14 protein-coding genes are annotated in these 22,237 nt (G+C 36.6%); 3 read left to right on the top strand and 11 right to left on the bottom strand.

Annotated features, from left to right (window positions below; all coding sequences use genetic code 11):
* Positions 1-41 precede the first annotated feature (41 nt).
* Positions 42-1,379 (bottom strand): P-loop NTPase family protein, encoded by a 1,338-nt coding sequence (locus tag CLOCL_RS15305; protein ID WP_014256193.1) that lies wholly within the window; start codon positions 1,377-1,379, stop codon positions 42-44.
* A gap of 163 nt (positions 1,380-1,542) precedes the next feature.
* Positions 1,543-2,190: a PilZ domain-containing protein gene (locus tag CLOCL_RS15310; protein WP_014256194.1), complete on the bottom strand. Its 648-nt coding sequence runs from the start codon at positions 2,188-2,190 to the stop codon at positions 1,543-1,545.
* A 278-nt stretch (positions 2,191-2,468) separates the two neighbouring features.
* Between CLOCL_RS15310 and CLOCL_RS15315 the strand changes: the two genes are divergently transcribed.
* Positions 2,469-3,218: a peptidylprolyl isomerase gene (locus CLOCL_RS15315; RefSeq protein ID WP_014256195.1), complete on the top strand. Its 750-nt coding sequence runs from the start codon at positions 2,469-2,471 to the stop codon at positions 3,216-3,218.
* Positions 3,219-3,325: 107 nt separating this feature from the next.
* On the opposite strand, the gene CLOCL_RS15320 is transcribed toward CLOCL_RS15315, so the two are convergent.
* From CLOCL_RS15320 to CLOCL_RS15340, 5 genes are all read right to left on the bottom strand, one after another.
* Complete coding sequence (locus CLOCL_RS15320; RefSeq protein WP_014256196.1) at positions 3,326-4,351, bottom strand: nucleoid-associated protein; 1,026 nt, start codon at positions 4,349-4,351, stop codon at positions 3,326-3,328.
* A 125-nt stretch (positions 4,352-4,476) separates the two neighbouring features.
* The gene (locus tag CLOCL_RS15325) at positions 4,477-6,840 is read right to left on the bottom strand and encodes an ATP-dependent Clp protease ATP-binding subunit (RefSeq protein WP_014256197.1); all 2,364 of its coding nucleotides are present in this window, start codon (positions 6,838-6,840) and stop codon (positions 4,477-4,479) included.
* 469 nt (positions 6,841-7,309) lie between these two features.
* Positions 7,310-10,141 (bottom strand): excinuclease ABC subunit UvrA, encoded by a 2,832-nt coding sequence (uvrA, locus tag CLOCL_RS15330; RefSeq protein WP_014256198.1) that lies wholly within the window; start codon positions 10,139-10,141, stop codon positions 7,310-7,312.
* A 98-nt stretch (positions 10,142-10,239) separates the two neighbouring features.
* The gene (gene uvrB, locus CLOCL_RS15335) at positions 10,240-12,222 is read right to left on the bottom strand and encodes an excinuclease ABC subunit UvrB (protein ID WP_014256199.1); all 1,983 of its coding nucleotides are present in this window, start codon (positions 12,220-12,222) and stop codon (positions 10,240-10,242) included.
* Between the two features lie 232 nt (positions 12,223-12,454).
* Positions 12,455-13,534, bottom strand: a complete 1,080-nt coding sequence (locus CLOCL_RS15340) for a TolB family protein (protein WP_014256200.1) — start codon at positions 13,532-13,534, stop codon at positions 12,455-12,457.
* Between the two features lie 252 nt (positions 13,535-13,786).
* Here CLOCL_RS15340 and CLOCL_RS21220 point away from each other — a divergent pair, with 252 nt between their 5' ends.
* A complete protein-coding gene (locus CLOCL_RS21220; protein WP_014256201.1) occupies positions 13,787-17,248 on the top strand; it encodes a tetratricopeptide repeat protein in 3,462 nt (1,153 codons plus the stop codon).
* Positions 17,249-17,380: 132 nt separating this feature from the next.
* Positions 17,381-18,574, top strand: coding sequence for a dockerin type I domain-containing protein (locus CLOCL_RS15350; protein ID WP_027621893.1), 1,194 nt, complete (start codon positions 17,381-17,383; stop codon positions 18,572-18,574).
* 277 nt (positions 18,575-18,851) lie between these two features.
* On the opposite strand, the gene CLOCL_RS15355 is transcribed toward CLOCL_RS15350, so the two are convergent.
* The 4 genes from CLOCL_RS15355 to CLOCL_RS15370 form a co-directional block, all read right to left on the bottom strand.
* Positions 18,852-19,376, bottom strand: coding sequence for a hypothetical protein (locus tag CLOCL_RS15355; protein ID WP_014256203.1), 525 nt, complete (start codon positions 19,374-19,376; stop codon positions 18,852-18,854).
* A gap of 137 nt (positions 19,377-19,513) precedes the next feature.
* Positions 19,514-19,966 (bottom strand): hypothetical protein, encoded by a 453-nt coding sequence (locus CLOCL_RS15360; protein ID WP_014256204.1) that lies wholly within the window; start codon positions 19,964-19,966, stop codon positions 19,514-19,516.
* Positions 19,967-20,013: 47 nt separating this feature from the next.
* Positions 20,014-21,504 (bottom strand): sensor histidine kinase, encoded by a 1,491-nt coding sequence (locus tag CLOCL_RS15365; protein WP_014256205.1) that lies wholly within the window; start codon positions 21,502-21,504, stop codon positions 20,014-20,016.
* Complete coding sequence (locus CLOCL_RS15370) at positions 21,494-22,189, bottom strand: response regulator transcription factor (protein WP_014256206.1); 696 nt, start codon at positions 22,187-22,189, stop codon at positions 21,494-21,496. Before CLOCL_RS15370 ends, CLOCL_RS15365 begins: the two co-directional genes overlap by 11 nt.
* Between the last annotated feature and the right edge of the window lie 48 nt (positions 22,190-22,237).

Here is a 22,237-nt window from a genome sequence, read left to right on the forward strand (position 1 = left end):
TTTTATTATTTAAACACTTAAAATATTTATCAATAGAAACTTCAAATAAGATTTTTCAATATTTCAAGGCAGTAATCTCTATATACCCTATTGGTATTGCTAATTCTGTCACCGCCTCCTGTCTGCAAGTCATAATCCTTTGAATAAGGAATTATTCCGGCACCTTTATATTCTCCTTTGGATATTCCGCTCAGGTGAGTCAATATTTCGCAGGTAAACTCAGGAGTAAATTTTTTACCTTTATACCTGTTGCTCTCATTGTATTTTGAAATTATAACCCTGCTCTTTGCTGCAAAAAGTAAAGAATCCTTTAATATACTCTCTTCCAGGCCTCTGACAGTATTTATAACCGAATACAGACTGTTATTTACGCAAAGACCAATGGTGTCAATCTGTGTAATTAAGTCGGGTAAAGTTTTAAACACTTCCAGGGGAATATCCATTAAAACCAGATCATATTCATGCTTAAGGAGGCTAATAAGACTCACAACCCTTTTATATTGCAAAGCTTCAGCAATTCTTTCCTTGCTTGAAACAGAATATCCCAAAGCAATAACCGATAAATTCTTATTTATTTTACATGAGTTTACATCAAAAGATTCCGGATTCATAAGGCACCGGATAAGTGAATAGCTTAATTCGGAGTTAACTTCCGTCTCATCACCAAACTTTGAAAAAAATAAATTGATTCCCCTATAAACTGTATCCAAATCAATAACCATAACAGAAAGCCCACTGTCACTTGCCACCGAGGCAATATTGGCAACCGTACCGGTAACTCCCACACCTCTGTGTCCGGTAATTGCCACAATTCTTTTCAAGTCCCTTATTACAGATATTGTTTTTTCAAAATCCTTTGTTGAACTTAATAGCTTTCTGTTTTGACCATCTTCATCTTTTTTTAGTCCGGATTTAAATTTATCAAATAATGATTTTGATTTTTTCAGTATTACAGTATCCTCCACCGGGACACTTGCAGTATCTTCTGTTTCGCTGTCTGTATTGCTTGAAAGACAAAATTCCACAAGCAAAGATACCGGTATTTTTATCTGATCAGTGAAATAAACACTGAATCGTAAATCGTTTTCAAAAACCTGATTAAAAATTTTCTCCAATTGAATATCTTTTGTAATGAATCTAAAATTTGACCTGCGGTTTATCAATTGTTTACTTTTTTCCAGGAGATTTTTGAAATTCACGTAATCTTCAATTACACCCTGGTCGGTCAGAAGCAATGTATCATACTCGAGATAATTTCGGGAAAGAAAATCGAGAGCTTTTGAAAGGGATGCTTCACACCTGATTACGTCAATATTATTTTTCTCCAATGCCTGTTTCAGAGAATCGGAATTAGTGCCTGCTATCAAATACAGTTTCATGGATAACCCCCACTATGCTAATCTTCTCAATGCGTTTTGTTTCGCCTGCATCTTTCCCCAAAGCCAGAAATACCGGTTTCTTTTACCTATACGGTTATGACAGCTCTTTATCCAAATTCTATTGAGAAGACCCTGCTGTTTACTTAAAGCGGTTAATTGCATTTTAAACCATAGCGTTCTCAAGTTTATTTATATAATCGTATAACACAATATTGTTTTCTCTTAAAATATTGCATATCTGTATACCGTATTCAAAAGTCTTTCCCAAATTAGCCTTTCTTACTACCCTGCCCTTAAAACTGCATCTTTGCCGTTTGTCTAAATTTATACTGATATAAACTTTGCTATCAACCTCAAATTCACTGGAGCAATCAACTCTAAGACCTTCAAAACTCAAATCTCTGACTATAATTGCTTTTCCCGTATCATCAGCTTCATTCTTGATTATCCCCGAAAGGCTGACGAGATAACGACTTCGCTTTCTCATGTCATCACGTTTTTTAACATCCTTTATTATCAAAGTAATCTCCACCGGTGAACGGAACTTAATAGAAATAATCTCTCCATCAGCCCAAAAAACCTTATTGGATTTTACAAAACTTAATACAACCTTATCGTTCACATTGAACCTTTCCCTGTCAATAATATCGTCTATGGTTATCTTTATTTCCTCATCCTCCACAGTCTCGACTTTAGCTTCAAAATGCTCATCATATTCAAAGTGTTTGAGCTTAACGATACTATTTTTACTCAGTAATTTTTTTATACTGGAGTTTGCGAAAAAAGAGTTAAAGATGGACTTTGGCGCCATACCCAATTCTCCTTTCATGCTTCAAAGTTATATAAACAAACTTATTACACAATCAAGGTGTTAAACTTGGAAATTTGCCATAGCAATGGATTATAACATTAACTAATGATGTTATCGTCAAATTACATAAAATAAATTATAGGAAATGGAAAGATATGCTGAAAAAAATAACAGTAAATATTGAATTTATTTTGAACTAATTGGTGTATTTTAATTGGACATATTCTCAAAAATTTGTTATTATTACTTTATATTTATTAAAAGGAGACATGTAAGTTATGGATAGTAGAGTTCTTGCAAAAATAGGAAACAGGGAGATTACCACAGAGGATATAAGGTTTTTTTTAAGAAATGTGGATCCCAGAATAACTTCCCAATATAACAGTCCTGACGGGTTAAAGCAACTCGTATCCCAGTTAACGGAACAGGAGCTGTTTTATTTGGACGCAATTGATAATGGGCTTGACAAAGAAACGGAATTCCTTGCAGAATTGGAAAGAGTCAAAGCAAATCTGTTAAAACAATATGCCTTAAGCAAATTAATCAACTCAGTTACTGTAAATGAAGTGGAAATGAAAAAATATTACAACGAAAACAAAGAAGATTTTGTTGAACCTGAATCTATTAAAGCAAGTCACATTTTAGTAAAAGATGAAGAAACCGCAAACAAAATTATTGCTGAACTGGAAAATGGCAAAAAGTTTGAAGATGCTGCCAGGGAATATTCCCTCTGCCCTTCAAAAGAGAATGGAGGAGACTTGGGTTTCTTCCCCAGAGGCAGAATGGTTCCCGAATTCGAAGTTGCAGCCTTCGCTTTGGAAAAAGGCGAATTTACCAAAACTCCTGTTAAAACAAAGTTCGGCTATCATATTATAAAGTTGACCGGAAGAAGAGAGACAATGGAATTAACCTTCAGTGAAGCTGAAGAAAGAGTCAGAGCAGCACTTTTGAATAAAAAACAGCAGGAAGAATACTATAAAAAAGTAGAAGAACTTAAGCAAAAATATGAAATTAAGCTTTTTATATAGTTAATTACAAAGTTATATATTGACTAAAACAGAATTAATATACAGTAATAATGTAACCGATAAGTAGTTTAGGGGCTTTGTCTTCTCTGACAAAGCCCCTATAGTTGTCAATTGTGATTTATGCTTGATATATTCTTAATAATTACAGTTTTTGTTCCGTCAGGATTGTTGATTATTTCAAACTTATCTTTATTTCCAAACAGTTCATAGTCTATCACAATCTCTATGTTGTCATCGGTTTTCAGTCTGATTTTTCTGAGCCTTTTTTCAACCCATTCCCTATCCACTTCAAATTTTTCATGGGTAAGGCCTTTTTCGCGCAAATTGTTAACAAATTCGTCACGAAGTTCTTCTTTTTTGCCAAATATCCTGTTAGAAAAAGCCTCTATATCAATTTCATCTTCCTCGTGAATTGCAGTATTTACCAATTCTCTTACTTCTTCTGCAAAAGGCTCTCCTTCTTTTATTTTATCCCGTACCCATTTTTCAGTTTCCTTCTTCAGTATTTTTGTACAGGCTTTGCTGTCAAGTACTAGCTCTGCCCCCAGAAAGGTGTTGAGAAAAAACATAGCTACAGGCTCTTCTGCACCTTTAGATATTTGATTGTCAAGAATAACAAGCTCATAGTCATTATCAAGCACCGGAGACAGAACAAAGGCACATTTCTGTATTCTCTGATTGACTCCCGGAAGACTTATATCCTGTTTTCTTATATTAATCTTGAATTTGTTTTCCACCATTTCAATATCATGAATAAAGGACACGGTATAATCCATCTTTAGGATTGCTACTGCCGGAAGACTTTCATCTTCGTAAAGACACACAATTAAATCTGTAGAAGATATACTGCTGTTTGTCTTTATTGCCTTAAAAAGTTGCCTTGCTATCTCCTTAGAACCTTCGAGGAAATAATCGTCCTCGGATAAAATCCTATAAGAAACTTCCTTAACAATGTTAAGGCCGTCTTTAAATCTCCCTTTCCTGGCATCATCATCGTTCATAGACTTTATAATATGTTTTTCCAAAAACACTTGAATATCATCATTTATCTCCAATTCAAACTCATTCAATAAAGGCTCGTCGGCTCCTTTGTCAAGTACATGGATAACAGCTTTTTTTATCTCTATAGCCAATTACTAAACCTCCCTAAAAAATTCGGATTATCCTTTGCAGTTTTATGTTATTTTTTAACGCATAAAACGGGGATTTGACATCCCCGTTTCTTTGCTGTATTACGTTATATAATCTTCAACGGAAATTATTCAGATTCAAGCTGCAAATCGTTTTTTTGCCTAAAATTCAATCCGTTGCTGTCAGCATCAATTATAATATGGCTTCCTTCCTTGTATTCTCCTCTAAGATAGCGGTCAACCAATTCATCTTCGATGTATTTCTGTATTGTTCTTCTAAGAGGCCTTGCACCATATTTCTGGTCGTATCCCTGCTTCAGTATATAATCCTGTACAGCTTCAGTCATCTCAATCTTTATTCCTTTATTTTCAACTTCTTCAACAACTTCCTTAAGCATTAAGTTGACTATTTGTTTTAATTCATCTCTGCTGAGTTCATTAAATACAATTATTTCATCTATACGGTTTAAAAACTCCGGTCTGAATGTTTCCTTCAATACCTCATTAACTTTATTTTCAAGAGCAATATAATTGTCATTGGCAAAGCCTATTCCATGTGCTTTAAGGCTGGTACCGGCATTGGAAGTCATAATTATTATTGTATTTTCAAAGCTAACTGTTCTTCCGTGGCTGTCGGTTACCCGGCCATCCTCAAGAATCTGTAAGAGCATATTAAATACGTCTGGATGAGCTTTTTCAATTTCATCCAAAAGAATAACCGAGTAGGGCTTACGTCTGACTTTTTCAGTCAGCTGACCTCCATCGTCATAACCCACATACCCCGGAGGTGCTCCAATCATTTTTGAAACAGTGTGTTTCTCCATATACTCGGACATATCCAGTCTTATCAGAGCTTCTTCACTCTCAAAAAGCTCAACGGCAAGGGCTTTGACCAATTCAGTTTTTCCAACTCCTGTAGGTCCTACAAAAATAAAGGAAGTTGGCCTTTTCTTTCTCTTAAAGTCTGCCCTGTTGCGTCTTATTGCCTTTGCAACACTGGATACGGCATGCTTCTGTCCAATAATCCTCTTATGAAGTCTTTCTTCAAGGTTCAGCAATTTCTTGGCCTCAATTTCGGTAAGCCTTTGAACCGGAATTTTAGTCCACGATTCAATTACATGGGCCACATCATCTATGGTCAATTCCAATGCTTTGTTCTTTTTCTCTATCTCATTTATCTTTTCTATAAGTTTACACTCTCTAACCTTAAGGTCTGCGGCTTTCTGATAATCCTCTATGGAATCCGCTGAAATTGCATTTTCCTTTTCTTCCTGTACTTTCTTAAGTTCTTCCTTAAGCATGTCATACTCTAAGAGGCTGACATTGTTAATATTTGCCCTCGAGCCTGCTTCATCAATAACATCTATGGCTTTATCCGGCAGAAAACGATCAGTTATATATCTTTCAGACATTATAACTGCTGCCCGGATTACCTCATCGGGTATTTTTACCCTGTGATAGCTTTCATAATAATCCTTAATCCCCTTAAGAATCTCTATGGTTTCTTCAACAGAAGGTTCATCGACCATTACCGGCTGGAATCTTCTTTCCAAAGCCGAATCCTTTTCTATATGCTTGCGGTATTCATTCAGAGTAGTAGCACCAATTACCTGTATTTCCCCTTTTGCCAGAGCGGGTTTTAAAATATTTCCGGCATTCATGGCACCTTCTGCTTCACCGGCGCCCATGATATTGTGCAGTTCATCTATTACAATTATTATGTTACCAAAATGTTTTGCCTCTTCAATAATCCCCTTCATACGGCTTTCAAACTGACCTCTGAACTGTGTGCCCGCAACTATACTGGTTAAATCCAATTGATACACTTCTGTATTGAAAAGCTTCGCCGGAACCTTCTTTTCAACTATTCTAACTGCCAATCCTTCAGCTATTGCAGTCTTACCTACCCCAGGCTCACCTATCAAAACGGGGTTGTTTTTATTCCTCCGGTTCAATATTTGAATTACCCTGTCAATTTCCTTGTCACGGCCGATAACCCTGTCAATTTTGCCTTCTTTTGCCTTTTCATTAAGATTTGTACCATAGGTGTCGAGATATTTTTTCTTCTTTGGCGGCTTCTTATCGTGGGTTTTGGTACGGGTGTTATTCTTGCCTTCCCTGTCTTCCTTCAATGAACTGTCATCCGATGTATCTTTCGATTCACTGTCTTTACTGCCCGATGCTTCATTGTTCTTAAATAAGGTTTTATTGAAAAAGTTCAGAAAAGGGTTTGAACTGCCCGAACCCGGTTCTGTAACCATACTGCCTAAATTATTTATATCAAGTTCTTCAAAAAAACTTCCCATCTGTTTATTTAAATCTTCCATTTCTTCTTCAGAAATACCTGTCTGCTCAATAATCTGCTTTATGGGCTGAATTCCCTGTTTTCTGGCACAAGAAAAACATAAACCTTCCTGGGTTTGCTTGCCGTCCAAAATCTTTGTTATAAATACTACTGCTATATTTTCTTTACATATAGAGCACATCATCATTTTATCAACTCCCATCATAAGAGGATCAACAGTCTAACATTACGAGTAATAACTATATCTTCACATCAGCCTATTTGTATCAATTGGGGTGCCAATCAAAACACCAGTCCGAGATATTTTTCTTATTAAATCGAAGTTTACTATTAACCTATGCATATTAATTGCTTATATTTCTCCTTTTAATTCTATAAGGTAAGTTTATTCTAAAAAAAATAACTAGTCAATTATCATTTCAAAAAATTTGATTTTCCGGCTGCAAGCCGGATACTTAAATAAATTTTTTGAGATAGCTCATATTATATTTCCCAATTGTTTTAGTCTTCAATTATATCATATCGCATCGCAAGCTGCAATTAAAGCGGAAACAGCCGGCATATTTTCATAATCTGCCTGGGATTATTCCATTTATTTAATATCCTGAAAATATCTCTTTAAATAACAGCGCGACAATATATTCTGTTAGTTTTTGTTAACTGTTCTTCAGTATATCTTTAAGGAACTGACCGGTATAGGATTCCTTAACTTTTGCAATTTCTTCCGGTGTCCCTTCGGCAACTACCGTTCCACCTTTGTTTCCACCCTCAGGACCTAAATCTATTATATAATCCGATACTTTTATAACATCAAGGTTGTGCTCTATTACTACAACGGTATTTCCTGCGTCAACCAGCCTTTGAAGTATTTCTATAAGCCTGTGAACATCCGCAATATGAAGCCCGGTTGTAGGCTCATCAAGAATATACAAAGTCTTTCCTGTACTTTTCTTCGAAAGCTCTGTAGCAAGCTTGACTCTTTGTGCTTCTCCTCCCGACAAGGTAGTGGAAGGCTGTCCAAGTTTTATATATCCCAGTCCCACATCATAAAGAGTCTCCAGCTTTTTATATATTTTCGGTATATTCTTAAAAAACTCCATAGCATCTTCAACGGTCATATCCAAAACGTCAGCGATATTTTTATCCTTGTACCTGACTTCTAATGTCTCTCTATTATATCTTTTACCCTTACAAACCTCACATGGAACATAAACATCGGGTAAAAAATGCATTTCAATCTTTATTATGCCGTCACCGCTGCATGCTTCACAACGGCCACCTTTAACATTAAAGCTGAATCGTCCGGATTTATAGCCTCTCATCTTGGCTTCAGTAGTATTTGCAAAAATCTCCCTTATGTGATCAAACACTCCGGTATAAGTTGCCGGATTCGACCTTGGAGTACGTCCAATCGGAGACTGATCTATGTCAATAACCTTGTCCAGGTATTCCAAACCTTTTATTGCAGTATGCTCTCCAGGCTTAATTTTTGCATGATTCAATTCATTTGCCAACCTTTTATACAGTATCTCGTTTACAAAACTGCTTTTACCCGACCCGGAAACTCCGGTCACAGAAGTTAGGACTCCTAAAGGTATTTTTACATTTATATTTTTTAAATTGTTCTCCCTGGCACCTATAACTTCTATCCACTTTCCATTGGGCTTACGGCGTTTTTTCGGTATTTCTATCTTCTTTCTGCCACTTAAATATTGCCCGGTTATTGAATTGGGGTTGTTTTTTATTTCTTCCACCGTTCCTTTTGCAATAACTTCCCCGCCGTGCACTCCGGCACCGGGGCCTAAATCTATGATATAGTCGGAGGCATACATTGTATCTTCGTCGTGTTCCACAACTATCAGCGTATTTCCCAAATCCCGCAATTTTTTCAAAGTCTTAAGGAGCCTTTCGTTATCTCTCTGATGAAGTCCGATACTAGGTTCATCCAAAATATACAAAACCCCCATAAGACCGGATCCAATCTGGGTAGCAAGTCTGATTCTCTGAGCTTCCCCACCTGAAAGAGTACCGGCTGCCCTTGCCAAAGTCAAATACTCAAGGCCAACATCCACCAAAAAGCCCAATCTCGCCTTGATTTCCTTAAGTATCTGCCTTGCAATAAGCCTGTCCCTTTCCGAAAGGTTTAAATTCTCAAAAAAATCCCTTGCTTCTCCCACGGAAATGGTGCATAATTCGTGTATATTCAGATTGCCCACAGTAACGGCAAGCGCTTCCTTTTTAAGTCTTGCACCTTTACACTCAGGGCAGAGGTCATTGCTCATAAAATTTTCATAGTATTCTTTCATACTTTCCGACTGGGTTTCCTTATACCTTCTCTCCATCATGTTTATGACACCTTCAAAGGGAGCCATAAAGGAACCGCTTCCGTATTCCCTTTCATAGTCCATCTTTATTTTCTCGCCCTTGGTGCCGTAAAGAATAATATCCAATATTTCAGGCGGAAGTTTTTCCACCGGGGTATCAACACTAAAGTTATAGTGCCTTGCCAGAGCATTTATACACATCCTTGCATAGCTGTCTCCACTGGCAACATTCCAGCCTGCTGCATTAATAGCTCCCTCTGCCAAAGACAAAGACTTATCCGGTACAACCAAATTGGGATCCATCTTAAGCAGGTAGCCCAGTCCTCCACAGGTAGGGCATGCCCCAAAAGGATTGTTGAAGGAAAACATCCTTGGAGTAATTTCACCAATGCTTATACCGCAGTCAGTGCAGGCAAAATTCTGGCTGAACAACATCTCTTCCTTGCCAACCACGTCAACAATTAGCAACCCGCTGCTCAATTTGAGAACAGTTTCCACAGAATCGGTAAGCCTCTTTCTTATATCAGGTCTTACTATCAGCCTGTCAACAACAATTTCAATGTTGTGCTTTTTGTTTTTATCAAGATTTATTTCATCAGTAACCTCATGAATCTCGCCATCTACACGGATTCTGACATATCCACCCTTTTTTATATCCTCTATCAGCTTGTGATATTCGCCCTTTCTGCCTCTGACCACAGGAGCCAAAAGCTGTATCTTTGTACCTTCCTCCATAGCCATTATGCTGTCCACCATCTGGTCAACTGTCTGCTGGGATATTTCCTTTCCGCAGATATGGCAGTGGGGTACTCCTATCCTGGCATACAGAAGCCTTAGATAGTCATATATTTCTGTAACCGTACCCACCGTTGAACGAGGGTTCCTGCTGGTAGTTTTCTGGTCTATGGAAATAGCAGGCGATAATCCCTCTATATAATCAACGTCCGGTTTCTCCATCTGTCCTAAGAACATTCTTGCATAGGAGGACAAGGACTCCATATAGCGCCTTTGTCCTTCAGCATAAATGGTGTCAAAGGCAAGGGAGGATTTTCCGGAACCGCTCAGTCCCGTAATAACCACCAGCTTATCTCTGGGTATTTCCACATCAACATTTTTTAAGTTATGCTCACGGGCACCTTTTATAATAATTTTATCCTGAATCATAAAACAACACTCTCATTTCTATAAAGCATTAAATTGTTATAATTTATAATCAAATAAAAAGGAAAACTTAAACAAACATTTCGATTATATTCTAATTTTTACAAACCGAATTTCTTTTTTAACTCATTAATCTTATCTCTCAGTTCGGCAGCCCTTTCAAACTGCAAATCTTTGGCAGCCTCTTTCATTTCTTTCATTAAAGCATCAATAAGGTCTTGAGCCTCACTGACACTTAAAGTTTCTTCAGTTTTCTGTATTTCATAGTCCGCACTTTCCTCAGCAGCTCTTGTAATTTCTATTACATCCCTTATACCTTTTTTTACACTTTGCGGAGTAATTCCATGCTTTTCATTATACTCCATCTGAATCTTTCTTCTTCTATTGGTCTCGCTGATAGCCTTTCTCATCGATTCGGTAACGGTGTCGGCATACATGATTACCTTACCGTTAACATTTCTGGCTGCCCTACCGATGGTCTGTATAAGTGAAGTCTCAGATCTTAAAAATCCTTCCTTATCGGCATCCAATATAGCAATCAATGAAACCTCGGGCAAATCCAGACCTTCCCTCAAAAGATTTATTCCTATCAGAACATCAAACACACCCAGTCGTAAATCTCGTATAATTTCCATTCTCTCAATGGTCTGAATGTCCGAATGAAGATACTTGACTTTAAAATCCAGCTCTTTAAGGTAATCTGTCAAGTCTTCTGCCATCTTCTTGGTCAGAGTGGTAACCAAAACCCTCTCATTTTTCTTTATTCTTTCATTTATTTCACCGATCAAATCGTCAATTTGTCCCTTAACGGGTTTTACAACAATTTCAGGATCAACAAGTCCTGTAGGTCTTATTATTTGTTCAACTATCTGCTGCGAATGGGCTTTCTCATAGGTAGCAGGCGTTGCACTGACAAATATAACCTGGTTTATTTTTTCTTCAAACTCGCTAAACTTTAACGGCCTGTTGTCAAAAGCCGACGGCAGTCTGAATCCGTAATCTACCAGTGCTTGCTTCCTGGACCTGTCTCCGTTATACATGGCTCCTATTTGGGGAATGGTTACATGGGATTCATCTATTATCATCAGGAAGTCATCCGGAAAATAATCTATAAGAGTATAAGGAGGACTTCCCGGTTTTCTTCCGCTTATATGCCTTGAATAGTTCTCAATTCCCTGGCAAAATCCCACTTCCTGCAGCATCTCAAGGTCATATCGGGTTCTCTGCTCAAGTCTCTGTGCCTCAAGCAGCTTGCCTTCTGCTTTAAGCTCTTTCAAGCGTTCTTCCAGTTCCTGCTCTATACTTTTTATAGCCCTTTCCATTTTAGTCCTTGTTGTTGCATAGTGGGAAGCGGGGAATATAGCAGCATGGGACATTGTTCCCAATATTTCACCGGTTAGGTAATTTACTTCAGTTATCCTCTCTATCTCATCGCCGAAAAATTCCACCCTTATTACCTTTTCCGATGATGATGACGGGAATATTTCCAATGTATCCCCTCTTACTCGGAACTTACCGCGTTTAAAATCTATCTCATTTCTTTCATATTGTATCTCCACAAGTTTTCTGATAATTTCGTCCCTATCCTTTTGCATCCCTTTCCTCAAAGACAGCATAAGGTCGGTATAGTCCTCCGGGTCACCCAAACCATAAATACAGGAAACACTGGCCACAATAATTACATCTCTTCTTTCAAACAAGGCAGCAGTAGCCGAGTGCCTCAATTTGTCTATCTCGTCATTTATGGAAGAATCCTTTTCTATATAGGTGTCTGTAGCCGGAATATATGCTTCCGGTTGATAATAGTCATAATAACTGACAAAGTACTCTACCAGATTGTTGGGGAAAAATTCTTTAAACTCGCTGCATAGCTGGGCAGCAAGAGTTTTATTATGGGCAATTACAAGTGTCGGCTTCTGCACCCTTTCAATTACATTGGCCATGGTAAAGGTTTTACCGGAACCGGTAACCCCTAAAAGAATTTGTCCCTTAAGTCCCCGGTTAATACCTTCGCATAATTTATCTATAGCCTGCGGTTGGTCCCCGCAGGGTTTGTATTCAGATACAATCTTAAACTCCGGCATAACAGTTTCTCTCCCCAAAATTTTTAATAACATATATTATACCACACAGCATCGCATATTCAAACATATGTTTGGGGAAATATATTCAAATATATTTTGACAATTGAAATTAAATATAAAAAAACGAACCCTGACTGCCAAAGGTCGCGGATTCGCTTTTATTTTATCACCTCTTATTTTTTTCCGTAAATTCTATAAAAATACATTTGTTCTTACTGAATTATTTGGCGAATTACTTGTTTAATGTAATTATGTTTGACCAAATATTATAATCCTTATCAAATCTGCAAACCGAAATTTTCTTTCCCGATGGGCTCCAGCTAAAGCCTATAACTTCATCGAACAACGATATTCGGGATGTCTCCCCCGATTTAAAATCGCTCAAATAAATCCCGCTTTCTTCCGAAGCCTCTTTGGTAATAGAAAACACCAGCCTAGTGTTGTCCGGAGACCATGCTGCCTGTGAAATTGCCATACCCTCTGCCAAAGTCTTTTTATTAAAATCCATATCGGCCATTATCAACTCCACTTTTTCATCTTTGGTCATTTTTACATAAGCAAGTTTACTCATATCCCCTGACGGAAATATCTTAAATACGTTTTCATCCAGGGTATCGGTTACCTTACTGTCCAAATTATATTTTTTCAGTTCCAATCCCGATGTTAGGTAGTAAATATCATTACCATTCCTAAACGCATAATTTGCCGATTCAGAACCCAAATTAACTACTTCAACAATTTTTCCGGAAATGTCTCCTTCATAAATGCCGTTGCCGAAATCGGGGTAAATAACTCTCTCATTGTCAACCCACTTTCCCGCCATAACATACATTGTTTTATCCCCTGTTACGGATACTGCATTTTGTCCTTGCGAATCCATGACATAACCACGGGCAGTTTCTTCACTGTTGGTTTTGTAAAAAATGTGCTTCTTATCCGGTGAAAACTCAGCAAACAATTGATTGGCACTTTCTTCTTTGAGTATTCTATACTCTCCGCTTATTATATCAAATATATATAAATTGTTGGGGTAAAATACCTCACCTTCACTGGATATTTTATTAACATTAGTGTTTTTTTTGCTCACTAAAAGCCTGTCCTCATTTTGCCAATCCAGTGCCCTTATATCTTTATACTCATCTATTTTTTCTACCCTCAACTCGTCGTTTTCTGCAGTAGCTCTGGGTTCAATTATAGTTATGGTTTTGTCTCCATCTTTTATGGTTGTACGCCCCGGAATATTTGAATTGCATGCAGTCAACACAGCAATTGTCATTGCAATAGCTAAAAAAATTGAAACCTTTTTTATCATAACTTTTCCTCCAAACTTTTGTATGTATTCCTGATATCTATATTTTAGACGTACAATATCTCAAAAATATATAGCAAATGTTTCAGAATTGTAAACTTTTCTAAAAATCCGATTGACATTGGGGGCAACTTATGTAATATTCATGTGTCTGCGATATGATAACATCAAACAGAGAACCGTCCCTTGTTATATTCGATAAATAGATGAAATTATGATATAATATAGTCACTATACTTTTTTGAGATGATAGGTATGAAAAATAAAGACTTTAAATTCAATAACATTTCCAGGCTAATAGAACGAGATGATGATATTAATATTCTTAACGATTTCTTTGAACAGTTGCATATTAAAAAGTGCGGGATATTAAGAATTGTTGCTGCTCATGGTTCCGGAGCAACAAGTTTTCTTAATATTGCTGCTTCTATTGCTCAAAATCTCAATTATGAAGTCATTAATGCAAATGAATATAATTTTGATACGCTAAAGGACTACAATATTACCCAAACAACTGCCGACCAAAAATATAGCCAAATTATTATAATTGATGGCATTGATAATATGGATAATGAAATTATAAGTATTCTTAAAAGCCTGTTATCCCATGGAAACGATTTTGCTCTGATTTACTCAACACACTCCAATGTAACTACAAATATTGACTTTGTTGATGTTCCGGTTTATAAAACCATATTCTTAGAGCCACTGTCACCAAAAGGACTGTATCAATTCCTAAAAACAGTGCTTGTTTGGGACAAGCCGCCAAAAGCTATACTTGAATACTTATATAATAAGACCCGGGGACTACCAAAATATATAAAGTCTGAAATTGAAACATTGGTAAAAGAAGAAATAATCTTCTATGACGAACAAAAGGGTTGGAATATAAACGAAGAATATTTGATGACTTTGAAAAACAAGAACATATGCAATGCTCCAAAGCACAATTTACCTGCCGAGACAACAGAATTTATAGGACGTAAAGATGAAATCGAAATGATTTGCAATTTGCTTAAAAATGCAAGACTTGTAACACTTATTGGCCCTGGGGGAATAGGAAAAAGCAGATTAGCTCTAAAGGTTGCTCGAATACTCCTTCCCAAATACAATGATGGAGTTTTTTGGTTCCCTTTGTCACAAATCAGTAAAACAGAATTACTGATATCCAACATTGCAAAGGTATTAAATGTGCCCGAAATTCAGGGGCAAATACAATTGGATGCCGTAAAAAACACATTGAAGAATAAAAAAATCTTAATTATTCTTGATGATTTTGATCATCTCATAGATTCAGCTCCCATATTGACAGAACTGCTCGCCATAGCAGCCGATTTGTCATTGATTGTTACAAGCCGTCAGCCTTTAAATGTATACGGTGAGTATCTGTTTAATGTTCCACCTATGGAAATTCCAAACCCGGATAGCGACCTCACCGTTGAACTGTTGGAAAAGCAGCCCTCTGTTAATTTATTCTTATCGCGAGCCAAAGCTATAAAAAATGATTTCAGCCTTTCAGAAAAAAATGCTTTACAGTTAGCCAAACTATGCGCATATCTGGAAGGAATACCATTGGCTATTGAGCTTGCGGCTGTAAAAATTGCAAAAATACCGATAAATACAATGCTGATTCAAAACCAAAGTCGTTTAAATTGGCTGACGGACGGACCGAAAAACTTGCCGGTACGCCACCGTACCATGAAAAATTGTATTGAATGGGGATACAACCTGTTGAATACCAGCCAAAAGAAAATTTTCACAAGACTGGGCGTTTTTAAAGGGAAATTCGGCATAAGTGCCGTTTCTGCCGTGATAAACAATAAAAACGATATAGACAATTTATATGAAAATTTATTGTCTTTGGCAAATAATAACATATTGATAATAGATCCGGAATTCACTGAAAAAGATGAATACTCTTTTAATATGCTTGAAATATTCAGAGAATATGCCGCATTACTTCTGTCGGAAGACAGTGACGAAGAATTTATAAAAGAATGCCATGCCGACTATTTTCTTTCTTATGCCATTAAAGCCCAAAACAATTATTACGATTCCAAACGTCAAACAGCCCTCAGCATGATGGACAAGGCATATTCGGATATAATTTGCGCCTTAGAATATTTATCCGAATCAAATTGCCTTGAAAAAGAGTTGAAACTGGCCATATCAATGGGATACTACTGGGAAGTAAGAGGATACTGGGACAAAGGCCAAAGTATCCTTGAATCCATAATTCAAAGGCAGGACGATTCATTGAATATCCAACACTATATTGAGGCTTATCAATGGTTGGGAAGATTTGTTTTTTTAAACGGCAATTGCGAAAAAGCAGTCAAGATTTTCGAAAAGGGTTTAAAATTGGCATTGGAAAGAAATGACCCCATGGGAGAAGCCTCGATTAAATACAATTTGGCATTGATAAATAATATATCGGGCAATTTGCAGCATGAAGTGGAATTATTGAATCAAAGCCTGAACATATATCGGGATGCCAATTACAAGCGTGGTATTGCAGAGGTTCTTCAAGAACTCAGCCAGGTTTACTATTTCAACGGATCCTACGATATGGCAGAAAAATGCTTAAATGAAAGTCTTGGAATTTATAAAGAGTATGACGACAAATACGGCATATTAAGGTCATACGGCAGAATGGGCCTGGTTTTACGGGCTAATGGTGAGTTTGAGCAGGCAATGAAAATGTTTCAAAAATGTCTTTCGGGATGTGAGGAAATAGACGATAAAGTGGAAACGACCTTGGCATTGCTAAACATTGCAGAATTGCTCCGTTCCCAGGGTAATTATGAACTTGCCGAAAGTTATTATTCAAAAAGTCTGAACCTTGCTTATGAACTGGGATATTTGGCTATAATTGCACGTATTAAAAAAGATCTGGGCGAAATTTGCCATCATACCGGTGAAACAGACAAAGCATATCAATTATTCAATGAAAGTTTGCAATTATTGAATGAAACCGGCAATAAAGGAGATATTCCCTGGGTATACCGCAGTTTAGCCGAATTGGAACTGGCGCAGGAAAACTATCTGAAGGCTGAGGAGCTATTTTTAAGCGGATTAAAGCTCTATATAGAAATAAAGCAAAATACTCTTAGCTATATTTTTCTGGTTTTTGAAGGTCTGGCCACCGCTTCCGCCATGCTCGGCGATTACAGGAGAGCGGCTTGCCTGTTTGCAGCGGCAGATAACTTATTCCGTAAAGTAGGCAATTTACTGGCAAAATGCGATATAAATTCTTATAAAAACCGTCTCAATACCCTTCGCATGAAGATGGATGCCGATATATTTGAATTATCCTGGAACGAAGGGATTTGTATGAGCCTGAAACATGCAATAAGATATGCTTTAGACGATAAAAAGTATGACAGAACAATGGCTAATAAGATGATAAATTACATACGGGAAAATTATACAAGAGATATTTCCCTTTATGATATATCAGAGCATTTCAATATGTCAGCTTCATATCTCAGTACAATGTTTAAATACTATACAGGAAAAAATTTCAAAGAATATTTAAACCTTTACAGGGTCAAAGCATCCAAAGAGCTTATGCAAAAGGAAAGTAATTTAAAAATCAGTGAAATTGCAAAAAGAGTTGGCTGCAGCAGCTCTGTTACATTTATCCGCATGTTCAGAAAATACGAAGGCATGTCTCCCGGACAATATTATGCCAAATTGACAATAGGCCAAAAATAAAAGGACAGAGCGCATCTCATCTACTATCTTTTCATCTTAAAAAAATATAATGAATTAAAAATAATGCTAATAGAAACCCCGGAAGGATTAATGTACAATAAAATTAAGAGAATAGAAAAATGGGGGGTATTTATGCTCAAGAATAGAAAACAATCTATCCTAATGGCAATATTACTTTTATTAGGTTTAACATTATTCCCAATAACAGGAAACTCTGCCGAAACGGAATTGAAAATTGGTGCCTGGTTGGGATCCCAACCTACCGATGCAGGTATCAAGGAACTTAATCAGCTGCAAGGCAGAAATTTGGATATAGTTCATATGTTTATTAACTGGAGCACTAATTTTGATTTTGTAAGGCCACATGCCGACGCCGTATATGCAAATAACGCAATATTACTAATTACTTGGGAACCATGGGAATATGATACTGTTCAGATTATGAACGGTAACGCTGACAGTTACATCAGAAGGATGGCTCAAGATATGAAATACTATGGAAAGGAAATTTGGTTAAGGCCTTTGCATGAAGCCAACGGTGATTGGTATCCGTGGGCTATAGGTTATGCAGGCGGCAAAAACACAAACAGCACATATATAGCTGCCTTCAGGCGTATTGTAGACATTTTCAGAAGTGAAGGAGCAAATAATGTAAAGTGGGTATTCAACGTAAACTGCAATAATGTAGGCCCAAATACTTCCTTTACGGGAATTTACCCCGGTGATAATTATGTAGATTACACTTCCATAGACGGCTATAATTGGGGAACAACACAATCGTGGGGAAGCAAATGGCAATCTTTCGATGAAATCTTTTCGGAAGCATACAACAGCTTAAGAAACTATAACAAGCCAATTATCATAGCTGAATGGGCTTCAGCAGAAATAGGTGGCAACAAGGCACAGTGGATTACCGATTCCTTTAATAGAATTAAATCCTCCTATGACAAAATTTTTGCAGCAGTTTGGTTTAACCACAATAAAGAAACCGACTGGAGGATCAATTCAAGCGAAGCAGCTTTAAATGCCTATAGGAATGCTATCAAGAAAACGAGTGCCACACCGACAGCCACACAAGTGCTCAATCCAACACCAACACCTTCATCCGCTGTTATTTACGGCGATGTGAATCAAGATGGTACTTTCAATTCAATAGATTACGGATTTTTAAAAATGTATCTGCTTGGTATGGTAAAGGAAGATTCCATTAACAAACAAGCAGCCGATGTTGACGGAAATGGAACAATCGATTCAATTGACTTTGCATATATGAAGATGCATTTACTTGGTATGATTAATAAGTTTCCTGTACAGGAAAATATATAGCTTATACAAGCTAGTAAGGGAATGTTTTTGTTAATCTCAAATTTTATTTTTTGACTATCCCCAAACCGGTAAGTGGTAATATCCCACTCTCCGGTTTATTTTTTTCAATAAGCAATAATGTATCCATCTTTAAATCCATCAATTCATTAAATATAATAATTTTCTTCATACCTTATCGGACTTTTTATAGACTCAGCCAAGTTAGGATAACGCGAATAGTTTGTCAAATATTCATCTTATTTTGAGACAGCTCCATATTAAGTAATAGACCCCAAAATTAAATATGTACTAAATTTTTAATGCTTTCAATCTCTTCCAGTTCAAACTTGTACCTTTTATAAAATTCGTTATCATAGTTTATCATTTCCTGAAAAAATAATTTGGCTGCTTTTAAAATTTCTTGTAAAAATTCATCTCTGGGTAATACATGAGACATTATTCTGTTTTGAACTTGAATTTGGAATAATATCGATTTTCTCAAATCTTTAATAATAATTTTAACCGGCTGATCTGGAAAATAAGTTTCTGCTTCTCCATTTAAAATAGCCATTTTTATTGTACTGACTATATAACTCCACAATTGATCAATCAAATCCCACAAATCAAAATCCATTATCTTTTTGTCATAATAATAAATAATAATTGCTCCTTCAATATAGAAACGGTCTAAATTTTTAATTATTTCAGTCATTTCATTTTTATCATCTATGGCTATAAAATACTGCTGATAATTAGTAATTGCATCTTCTAAATTCTCTATTGTTTTCCCGGGTCTGAGTAAGAATGATTTTATTTGAAACATAGTTTCTCCTTTCCTATTGTAAAAATACAGTTGACCAGTTCTTCGTTTTCTCAAGCATGGTTGAATGATTAAAATTTACTGAAAAAGAAATGCCTTGTCAGAACATCTGGTCCCATCAAGGCTAATAGTATTATATACTAATCCTCAATTCTTACCTCCGGTTTAAATCCTGCAATTTCTTCATCGACTAGCTTAATCTTCTCGACTTTATACACGAAAATAGTATTCGGATGCAACTGACTCTTGTATGTCGCGATACCTATGTATGAATCTTTGTGAGGTGTATGTTTCTTACTGGCTAAAGTGTAGGTCATTTGTTTAATCTCACGGTTAGCCGAAATAATCATGTTATTCGTACTAAAATCAAAATCCGGTACCTTTAAAATATACTCCTTGATGTAAGGAAACTTATCCTCAGAAAACATTACCCACCATGTTCCGATCAATTCCTCTTCAGTATTTACTCTGGCAACTTCAACCAATTCTAATTCAATGGGCTTATTCATATAGGTATACCTCAATATTCCTGCCAGCAGCAGTAAAATAACAGCCAATACAATTATGGCTTTTAACACCTTTCTAATACCCAATCCCTCCTTAAAGCAGCATATAAATATATAAACTGAACCTTAAAGTCTCAGATAATATTACCGTTTTCATCTCTTGTACAGGTATTTTCATCTAACGGGAAGACAATAAGAAATGTAGTTTTAACTTTGTCGGAATCTTTTACTTCTATTGTACCCCCCTGCTTTATTACCAGTTCCTTCACCAGTGCAAGCCCTAATCCTGTGCCACCGGTCTGCCTTGATCTATTCTTGTCCAATCGGTAAAAGGGTTCAAAAATCTTTTTTCTTTCCTCTTCCGGTATATAACCGCCTGTGTTTTCCACTTCAATATGGACATTGTCCCCCTGTTTAAAGCACCTGACGAATATTCGCCCCTGATCTGTGTTATACTTTATTGCATTATCCAGTACATTAACCAGTATATGATTCATACTTTCCCTGTCTGCCAATACATATGCTTTTTCCAGCTGCATTTCGAGACGTATGCCAAGTTTTTCCATTCGTCCTTTCATATTACTGCAAATTGTCTCAATCAATTCACTTATTTCAACTTTCTCCTTATTCAGTTCAAAATCATATTTTTCAAGGGCTGATAAATGCAGAACTTTATCAACCATACTCTCCAACCGCAGGGTTTCTTTTCCAATAACCTCCCTGGCCTGTTCCAGAAGATTTGCATCCTCAGGATACATTGAAATCAAATCCAAATACGCTTTTATTGAGGTAAGAGGAGTTTTAAATTCGTGGGTAATGTTGCCTATAAAGCGTTTTTGTTCTTTCTCAAGCTTCGATAATTTTTCCACTGCCAATTTCAGTTTTCTTTCTTCCTGCCTCATGTTCTCAATATTGTCACGTATTCGGCAGCTCATGTAATATATACCTTCACTTAATTCCCCTAGTTCGTCTCTTCTCTTTAAAACAGGAATCTGATAGTTTCCGTTCTTTATTATATCAGAATAGTTTTTGAGTTTCAAAATACCATTGGAAAAAGAGTTGAAATACATAACAGCAACAATAAAACCAAAGATTAATACTGCTGTACCGACAACTATAAAAATATGTCTGATTTTATTATAATAATCCTCATATTGCTTTAAAGAATAGGAAATTTGAATTACTCCGGCCTGTTCATTTCGAATAATCAGCGGTGTGAAATAATATAACAGATTCCCCTCAACCATGTAAGCAATCTTTCCCTCAAGGGCATAGGAAATGGCACCACTTGTTTCAGTTTCGGATTTAGCCGGAAGAGTTGAACCCACTATGTTACCGTCAATATCATATATAATAACCGGCCTGTTGATTAAGCGGTTTATGTAATCCGCCAGTTCTTTCCCGTTCTCTTCTAAAAATTGCTTATAGGAGTCCAAGCCTTTGGAAAAATACCGTTCATTTATATACAAGTTTGCCGTTTTTCCATAGGAGGCCAAAATTTCTTCATACTGCATCACATGCTCATTCTTAACACCTTTTAGCACAAGAATGCTTAAAGCAAAGACCGTTAATGACAAAAGCAATGCCAAAAATATGCTGTGTTTAATCTTTATACTAATCCTCATAATACTCCTTTGTGGCTTTATAACCCACACCGTGCACAGTAGTAATAATATCCTGGTAGTTCCCCAGTTTCTTTCTCAATCGTTGAACATGAATATCGACAGTTCTTGTACCTCCGGCATAGTCCATGCCCCAAATTCTGTCTAGAAGTTCATCCCTTGTAAAAACCCTGTCTATATTGGAAAGCAGCAAAAACAGCAGGTCAAATTCCTTAGGTGTCAAATCCAGCACTTTTTTACCGACACTTACTTTTCTGCTTTCGTAAAGTACCTGCAAATCCTGTATAACTATATCCATGCAATGTTTAGTTTCTTCAGCAGTCGCATTTATCCGTCTTAAAAGTGATTTTACCCTTGCCATAAGTTCTCTCATATCAAAGGGCTTTGTAACATAATCATCTGCTCCCAATTCAAGCCCCAAAACTTTGTCCACTATATCGTTCTTCGCTGTAAGCAAAATAATTCCGACTTTATTGCTGTCCTTTATCTTCCTCATTAAATCGAACCCACTCATTTCGGGCATCATTACATCCAGAATCATCAAAGCTGGATTAAAACCCTGGAATATTGAAAGAGCATTTTTTCCGTCATAAGCCACTTCAACATTATATCCTTCTCTTCTTAAAGCATAAGCTATGGCATCGGCTATATTAACTTCATCATCCACTACAAGAATTTTATCTGCCATCTAATTTTCTCCTGTCAATTTTTGATTTACATTTATAATATTTTTTAT

The organism is Acetivibrio clariflavus DSM 19732, assembly GCF_000237085.1.
In the GTDB taxonomy this organism is placed as follows: Bacteria; Bacillota; Clostridia; order Acetivibrionales; family Acetivibrionaceae; genus Acetivibrio; species Acetivibrio clariflavus.

What these genes read in the sequence shown, in the direction of transcription:
- CLOCL_RS15365 (WP_014256205.1), bottom strand. Translation starts at nt 21,504, where the DNA reads ATGAGGATTAGTATAAAGATTAAACACAGCATATTTTTGGCATTGCTT.
- CLOCL_RS15350 (WP_027621893.1), top strand. Translation starts at nt 17,381, where the DNA reads ATGCTCAAGAATAGAAAACAATCTATCCTAATGGCAATATTACTTTTA.
- uvrA (WP_014256198.1), bottom strand. Translation starts at nt 10,141, where the DNA reads ATGATTCAGGATAAAATTATTATAAAAGGTGCCCGTGAGCATAACTTA.
- uvrB (WP_014256199.1), bottom strand. Translation starts at nt 12,222, where the DNA reads ATGCCGGAGTTTAAGATTGTATCTGAATACAAACCCTGCGGGGACCAA.
- CLOCL_RS15315 (WP_014256195.1), top strand. Translation starts at nt 2,469, where the DNA reads ATGGATAGTAGAGTTCTTGCAAAAATAGGAAACAGGGAGATTACCACA.
- CLOCL_RS15340 (WP_014256200.1), bottom strand. Translation starts at nt 13,534, where the DNA reads ATGATAAAAAAGGTTTCAATTTTTTTAGCTATTGCAATGACAATTGCT.
- CLOCL_RS15370 (WP_014256206.1), bottom strand. Translation starts at nt 22,189, where the DNA reads ATGGCAGATAAAATTCTTGTAGTGGATGATGAAGTTAATATAGCCGAT.
- CLOCL_RS21220 (WP_014256201.1), top strand. Translation starts at nt 13,787, where the DNA reads ATGAAAAATAAAGACTTTAAATTCAATAACATTTCCAGGCTAATAGAA.
- CLOCL_RS15305 (WP_014256193.1), bottom strand. Translation starts at nt 1,379, where the DNA reads ATGAAACTGTATTTGATAGCAGGCACTAATTCCGATTCTCTGAAACAG.
- CLOCL_RS15310 (WP_014256194.1), bottom strand. Translation starts at nt 2,190, where the DNA reads ATGGCGCCAAAGTCCATCTTTAACTCTTTTTTCGCAAACTCCAGTATA.
- CLOCL_RS15325 (WP_014256197.1), bottom strand. Translation starts at nt 6,840, where the DNA reads ATGATGATGTGCTCTATATGTAAAGAAAATATAGCAGTAGTATTTATA.
- CLOCL_RS15355 (WP_014256203.1), bottom strand. Translation starts at nt 19,376, where the DNA reads ATGTTTCAAATAAAATCATTCTTACTCAGACCCGGGAAAACAATAGAG.